The following is a 6,597-nucleotide window of genomic DNA, read 5'->3' on the forward strand; positions in this document are numbered from 1 at the left end:
ACGTTGCCGTGCTGTCACTCATCGTGCCCACGCTACGTGAGCGTCTCGCGCCTGTCAGAGGGGGTTGCGGCAGCGTCGGGGCCGTGATCTCAGGTGCGTCGGGGCGGGTCTGCGGGGGGATCGCCCGGGCGCTCCGAGGGCGGGGCCGACGCCGACTCCGCGCCGAGATTCTCGCCCGGCCGCCGCCTGACGGGCCACGCGCGCAGGCGCATGCCCGGCCACGATGGCAGGCGGATGCCGCCCTCGTCGCGCTGCTCTACCTCAAGGCCGTAGTACTCGCCGATGCTGTCGACGAGCTGCGCGCGCCGTGCCTTCTCGTAGGCGCGATGCTCGCGCTGGAACGCCACGATCGTCGACCAGCAGATCAGCAGCATCACGATGCTGAACGGCAGCGCGATGATTATGGCCGCGGTCTGCAGCGCCTGCAGGCCACCGGCGATCAGCAGGGAGATCGCGAGTACGGCGGTGGCGAGGGTGAAGAACACCCGCACCCAGCTGGCGGGATGCTGATCGCCGCCCGTGGCGAGCATGCCCATGACGAGTGCACCCGAGTCCGACGACGTGATGAAGAACACCGCGATCAGCACGATGGCGCCGATCGTCAGCACCGGCGTCGCCGGCAGGTAGGTGAACATCTGGAAGAGGGCGCCTTCGAGATCCACCGTGCCATCCGCCTGCGTCATCGACCCCGGCTGGGTCAGCTCGAGGTACAGCGCGGATCCACCCAGGACCGCGAACCAGAGGATGCCGATCATCGTCGGCACGATCAGCACGCCCAGGACGAATTGGCGCACGGTGCGCCCGCGGCTGACGCGGGCGATGAAGATGCCGACGAAGGGTGCCCACGAGATCCACCAGCCCCAGTAGAACGAGGTCCATGCCGCCTGCCACTGCTCGCCGGCGGTGCCCTGGAAGGCGCTCACCGTGAAGCTCAGCCCGACGAAGTTCTGGATGTAGGCGCCGATGGACTGCACCCACTCGCGCAGCAGATACTCGGTGTTGCCGACGACGAGCACGAAGACCAGCAGCGCTCCCGCGAGCATCAGGTTGCCCGACGACAGCCATTTCATGCCGCGCTCGACACCTGAGAGTACCGACCACAAGACGGCGAGCGTGATGACCCCGATGATGATGATCTGTGAGAGCTCGTTGGCCTCGAACAGGCCCGCAGCCTCGCCTCCGGCGCTGATCTGCACGACTCCGAGACCGAGCGAGGTCGCGACGCCGAAGACGGTTCCGACCAGGGCCACCGTGTCGATCGTGTTTCCCAAGCCGCCTCGTACGCGCTTGCCTAGCAGCGGTTCGAGCGCCCACCGGATCGAGATCGGACGTCCCCGGCGGTGGATCGCATAGGCGAGGCCCAGCCCGACGACCACGTAGATCGCCCACGCGTGGACGCCCCAGTGCAGGTACGTCTGGGTCAGCGCCTGCTGCGCCAGCTGGCCGGGTGTGCCCTCAACGCCGGGCCGCGGCGAGATGAAGTGGCTGAGTGGCTCGCTGACTCCGTAGAAGACCAGGCCGATGCCCATGCCGGCGGCGAACAGCAGCGAGAACCAGGCGCCGAGCGAGAAGTCGGGTTTGTCGTCGTCCTTGCCCAGGCGGATGTCGCCGAACCGGCTGAAGCCGACGAACAGCGAGAACCCCACGAAGATCGCGGCGATCAGCACGTAGTACCAGTTGAACGCGTTCACGATCGAGGACTGGATGGCGCCGAAGAATGCCTCCGCCGCATCCGGGAAGATGATCGCGAACAGGCTGAACACGACCACGATGACGGCGGCGGGGCCGAAGACCCACGGCGCGATGCCGCGACGCCGGGCACCCTCCGTTCCGGGCGCGGGGGGCGCGGCCGGGTCATTCGAGGGCGGTTCGGTGGATGCTGGGGACTCCGTCGGCTCGCTCACCCGGCCCACCCTAGCGACGGGGATCCGTCGGCGCGATCCCGTGGCGCGCTCTGCACGGTCCGTCGGCGCGGCCTGCTGCAGCTCACGCGCCGCGCGACCCCGCAGTCGTCGTGCCGACGTCGGTGCGGTGGAAGTTCTGGAACGACCGGGATGCCGTCGGCCCCCGCTGACCCTGGTACCGGTTGCCGTAGGGGCCCGAGCCGTAGGGGTTCTCGGCCGGCGAGGACAGCCGGAAGAAGCAGAGCTGGCCGATCTTCATGCCCGGCCACAGCGTGATGGGCAGTGTTGCCACATTCGACAGCTCGAGGGTGACGTGGCCCGAGAAGCCCGGGTCGATGAAGCCGGCCGTGGAATGTGTGAGCAGCCCGAGGCGCCCGAGCGAGGACTTGCCCTCCAGGCGTGCAGCCACATCGTCGGGCAGCGTGACCTGCTCGAACGTCGAGCCGAGCGCGAACTCACCGGGATGCAGGATGAACGGCTCGCTCGGCTCGACCTCGATCAGGCGGGTCAGCTCGGGCTGGTCCTTCGCCGGATCGATGAACGGGTACTTGTGGTTGTCGAACAGCCGAAAATATCGGTCCAGGCGCACGTCGATGCTCGAGGGCTGCACCATCCCGGGGTCGGTCGGCTCGATCGCAATGCGACCGGCCTCGAGTTCGAGTCTGATGTCGCGGTCCGAGAGCAGCACGTGCTCAGCCTAGCGACGCCCGCGTCGCGGCCGGCACCGGGTGCGTGGCCGCTTTGTTATGCTTGCCGGGCGCGCAGGCGCATCGGGGATGTAGTTCAATGGCAGAACTTCTGCTTCCCAAGCAGACAGCGCGGGTTCGATTCCCGTCATCCCCTCCACTGTCACTTCTCACGCAAGTTGACATCTTCTCAAGCCAGTTGGCACAACGCTTTGCCACTTCCAGAGCCGGGTCAGACTTTCTGGAGGTACTGCGGACTGGTCGTTCTCGTGCTCTATACGGCCCGTTCACCCCCAAGGACGTGTCTCCTATCGCTCGGAGTCAGGTCTGGGTGCAGGCCACTGAAGGCGCGAAATTCTGGGCCGCGGTCTGCGCCGAGCTCGCCACTCGCGGCGTCCGCGACGTGACACGTCACGCGGCGACCTGACCCGAAACGACCGGGCAAACGTACGTGGTCCACCTGATCCGCGCGAGCATGCGGTTCGTCAGCTACGGCGACCGTAAGGCCGTCGCTGCGGCGCTGAAACCGATCTATCAGGCCCCGAACGAGGACGCCGCACTCGAAGCGCTCGCCGCGCGATCAGCGACTCCGACCGGGGTCGACGCTACCCGTCAGCTGTGAAGACATTCACCGAGGCGTGGTACGGTTCACGCCGTTCTTGGCATTCCTCCGGAACTTCTCTCAACGCCCCCGCTCCACCTCTCGGCTCAGCCATCCGCACGGAAAGCGCCCCGGGACGCGTCAACGAGCGCCCGTACGGCGCGCTTGCCATGCGGCGGACGGCTCGTGTCCACGCCGGGCGTCACCGTTCCACCCCTGCTGTCTCGAGTTCTTCAACTTCCCAGGTTCGCCGAAGCTCCGTCACGTGCGCGCGAACGACTGCCGAAGGATGCAACGCGAGCTCATAGGCGAGCACTTCCGCACCAGCGGATCGGCTGGTCTGGAAGAGCGCCCGTGACACGTGTGTAGTTGATCGCTATGCCGCTGCTCCCGGACCGCAGCCGGAGTCCGGGCATGCCGGAGATGGACCCGTCGAGCATGACCGGCACGTTCCTTGCGATACCCGTAGCGGCCATCTCTGGGGCGACGTCGACGACGAGCCGGGTGATTTCAGGCCGGATGGCGCGGACCACAAAGTCACGGTAGCCGTCGCGATGCGCTGACGGCGGTTGGTGCAGGACACCCACGTCACGGGTCGAGGGGAGCTCGTCTTCCCGCGCTGGCAGTTCACCTCAACGAACACGCCATTGCCGGATCTGCGAACGGTGCTGCACGCATTTCCCACGTCCTACCGCGCCCTCGACATCCACACCATCATGACCACGCCTCAAGAAGACCTCGGCTACCAAGTGCCGCGAGACATGCTCGAGACGAACGAATCCCTGGACGTGCTCCTCGCCAGGATGGACGAGCTGTGCTACACCTGACCCCTCGCGTTGCGTAGTCGCAACAGCGAGGGTGTGAGTCGCCCCGGCATGTCCGGAGAGCGTTTTGCCGGTGCCAGCCCGCTCGTTCGAGGGGTTCGGTGTGAGCGTGGTCGAGCTGTTCGAGTTCGACGGGGGTGAGGTCATCGATGCACCCGTGTGTGCGGTCGGTGTTGAACCACTGGACCCAGCCGGCGGTTGCGGCTTCAACCTGATCGACGTCTCGCCACCGTAGCTACCTCTTGGTTCGAACCCGCAAGGGATGCCGACACAACCGCCTCGACGAGTGCGCGCTCATTCTGCGCGAATCGTTCCGACGGGGCCGACACCGCGAGCGCAGCGACGACGACCTTGTTCGTGTAGATCGGAGCGCTCACGGTCCGGACTCCTTCGTGATATTCGTCTCGGTCCTGTGCAATTCCCGTCCGCTGTATAGCCTGCAGCTCCCTCTCCAGGGCCGCCCTCGTGCGGATCGTCTGGGCTGTATACGGGGTGAAATCATGACTGTCCAAAGCGGCTGAACGTCGATGTTCGTCTGCGAACGCCAGGAGCAGCTTGGCGCTCGCGCGGGCATGCACCGCTTCCGCATAGCCCACTTGCAGCCCGGCGACACGGACGGCCTGAGACCCCTCGACGGTAGCCAGAATCTGAATCTCGTCTCGAAACCACCCCGTCAGGTATGCCGTCTCACGGGTCACTTCAGCAACGTGACGGAGCACCTCGAGGTGGCGTGTCTCCATCCGGGGGCGCAGGCCGGGTGCGTTCGCGATCTCGATGGTTGCAGAACCAAGTACGTAGCGCTTATCAAACGTCTTATACAGGAGCCCTTCGTCTTCCAGCGTCGCCAACAGGCGGAACGCCGTGGGCAATGTAAGACCCTGTGTTCTCGCGAGGTCCGTTGCTGTAAGCCCGCTCGCTGACTTGGCAATGCATAGCAACATCCGAGTTGCGCGAACGACGGACTGAATGCGCTGTCGCTTTGCGGCCTCATCACTGGGAATGCCAGTCTCCTTCACTGCCTCTTGACTCACAGATCATTCTGTACGCAGAGTGTATCGAATACATCAAGCTGGTTGCATTATAAGTAACCGAGGACGCCAATCTTGGAGACACATCTCATGCCAGATAGCCCTTCGCGCATTGCATCAGCAATCAGTGATGAAGCCAACGTGCCGTATCGCGGCGAACAACCCTTCGGCATGGTTGACGACCTCGTAGTCGAAAACGCCCTCGATCTCGACGGCGATGAACGGCTTTGGGTGCCGCAATCTGCCGACGTGAGCTTCAAGCCGCTGGTGCTCTCCGCAAGCCAGGGCTACTTCGTCAACATCCTCAAAGTCCGCAGGCGCGGCGTCCTCTCTCGACATCGCCACGCTGGTCCTGTCCATGCCACGGTGCTGCGCGGACGGTGGCACTACCTGGAGCACCCCTGGTGGGCAGAGGAGGGCTCCTATGTCTTCGAGCCGCCGGGCGACATTCATACGTTGGAGATCCCCGACGGAGTTGAAGAGATGGCCACGCTGTTCCATGTAACCGGCGCGTACATCTACGTCGATCCTGACGGCAATCCGACCGGAGTCGAAGACGTATTCACAAAGATCGCCAACGCCCGCGTTCACTACGAGCAAGTCGGGCTCGGAGCAGACTACGCCGAGCGATTCATCCGCTGACCGCGGCGACCTGGAAACTCAAGGCACAACGCATGTAGAGGGCCTCTGGGCGCGTAGTGATGACCGACCGCGCAAACCTTCTGTTCTCGCGTCCGTACGCGTCTCTAAGGCGCGGAGCCGCCCAGAAGAATCTCGCGTCGGCGACGCTCGAGAATGAGGCCATAGCGACGGTCGCTAGAAACCACCCGTCACGTCGGCCTCATTTTCGAGCGTCGCCGACACCGAGTGAGTGCGCCCCGATAGTCGGGCCGCACTTCGGCGACCATGCGGACAGCGCGCTCACGAAGCTCGCGCGGGTACTTGCTGGGACGTCCCTGAGACAGATCCGTCCGAGGAATCCTGCCTCCGGACACACCCGGGGTGACGCAATGACCGCGACCACCTGTGCCGCGACATGGCCTGCGCCACGATCTGCCGCGACGAGAACCCTTCCACCCGAAGCCTCAGCACCAGCTTCGCCTTGATCTTGCGTACGATCCGAATCACTCCTTCTGCCGCGCGATGGGTCCGCGCGGCAGAAGGAGCCTAAGGAGCTGGCGCTCAGCCCGAATATTCGATGGCGCCCACCGACGCGATCACGTCGACGAGCAAGTGGCGCTCAACCCCAATACCGGTGGCGCTCAGAGACGCGAATACTCAGGCGGCCGGTCAGAGCGGCAGTCCGACCCGGTACCGGTCCCACCCACCGCTTCGCGGTCGCCGGAGAGCACTGGAATCGGTCCGCAGCTCGCCGCAACGGTCACCGCCGATCCACGAGAGAGCAGCGAAACGACGACGCCCCTCCGACGTCAATGAGGCTCATCGCAATCCAGGGTGTAGGTGGGGTTTGAAGCCGCCGGCTTCGAGGAGCGAGCGGGCGATGTAGTTCGTGAGGTTCCGGAAGCCGAGGGCCGACCCTCGGAGGTGCTCGAG

General features: G+C 65.1%; 6 protein-coding genes, 1 tRNA gene and 2 pseudogenes. 5 read left to right on the top strand and 4 right to left on the bottom strand.

Annotated features, from left to right (window positions below):
- Positions 1 to 89: 89 nt before the first annotated feature.
- Together M4I32_RS14345 and dcd are read right to left on the bottom strand one after the other, a co-directional pair.
- Positions 90 to 1,904: a BCCT family transporter gene (locus M4I32_RS14345; protein ID WP_413466835.1), complete on the bottom strand. Its 1,815-nt coding sequence runs from the start codon at positions 1,902 to 1,904 to the stop codon at positions 90 to 92.
- A gap of 82 nt (positions 1,905 to 1,986) precedes the next feature.
- A complete protein-coding gene (gene dcd, locus M4I32_RS14350) occupies positions 1,987 to 2,592 on the bottom strand; it encodes a dCTP deaminase (RefSeq protein ID WP_319035164.1) in 606 nt (201 codons plus the stop codon).
- 84 nt (positions 2,593 to 2,676) lie between these two features.
- Here dcd and M4I32_RS14355 point away from each other — a divergent pair.
- The 4 genes and pseudogenes from M4I32_RS14355 to M4I32_RS14370 all read left to right on the top strand — a co-directional run bounded on the left by M4I32_RS14355 (position 2,677) and on the right by M4I32_RS14370 (position 4,250).
- Positions 2,677 to 2,750: transfer RNA gene (locus M4I32_RS14355), tRNA-Gly, on the top strand.
- A 165-nt stretch (positions 2,751 to 2,915) separates the two neighbouring features.
- A pseudogene (locus M4I32_RS14360) lies at positions 2,916 to 3,258 on the top strand (transposase); the annotation flags it as partial.
- Between the two features lie 505 nt (positions 3,259 to 3,763).
- Positions 3,764 to 4,018, top strand: coding sequence for a hypothetical protein (locus M4I32_RS14365; RefSeq protein ID WP_319035165.1), 255 nt, complete (start codon positions 3,764 to 3,766; stop codon positions 4,016 to 4,018).
- Between the two features lie 100 nt (positions 4,019 to 4,118).
- Entirely contained in the window at positions 4,119 to 4,250 is a 132-nt protein-coding gene (locus tag M4I32_RS14370; protein ID WP_319035166.1) for a hypothetical protein, read from the top strand.
- Here M4I32_RS14370 and M4I32_RS14375 read toward each other — a convergent pair.
- Positions 4,222 to 5,046, bottom strand: a complete 825-nt coding sequence (locus tag M4I32_RS14375) for an IclR family transcriptional regulator (protein ID WP_319035167.1) — start codon at positions 5,044 to 5,046, stop codon at positions 4,222 to 4,224. The two genes, M4I32_RS14370 and M4I32_RS14375, sit on opposite strands and share 29 nt — an antisense overlap.
- A gap of 87 nt (positions 5,047 to 5,133) precedes the next feature.
- On the opposite strand from M4I32_RS14375, the gene M4I32_RS14380 reads away from it, so the two are divergent.
- A complete protein-coding gene (locus tag M4I32_RS14380) occupies positions 5,134 to 5,685 on the top strand; it encodes a 2,4'-dihydroxyacetophenone dioxygenase family protein (protein WP_319035168.1) in 552 nt (183 codons plus the stop codon).
- 651 nt (positions 5,686 to 6,336) lie between these two features.
- Here M4I32_RS14380 and M4I32_RS15255 read toward each other — a convergent pair.
- Positions 6,337 to 6,477, bottom strand: a pseudogene (locus M4I32_RS15255) (helix-turn-helix domain-containing protein); the annotation flags it as partial.
- Positions 6,478 to 6,597 lie beyond the last annotated feature (120 nt).

It is taken from the genome of Microbacterium sp. LRZ72, from assembly GCF_033792225.1.
Lineage (GTDB): Bacteria > Actinomycetota > Actinomycetes > Actinomycetales > Microbacteriaceae > Microbacterium.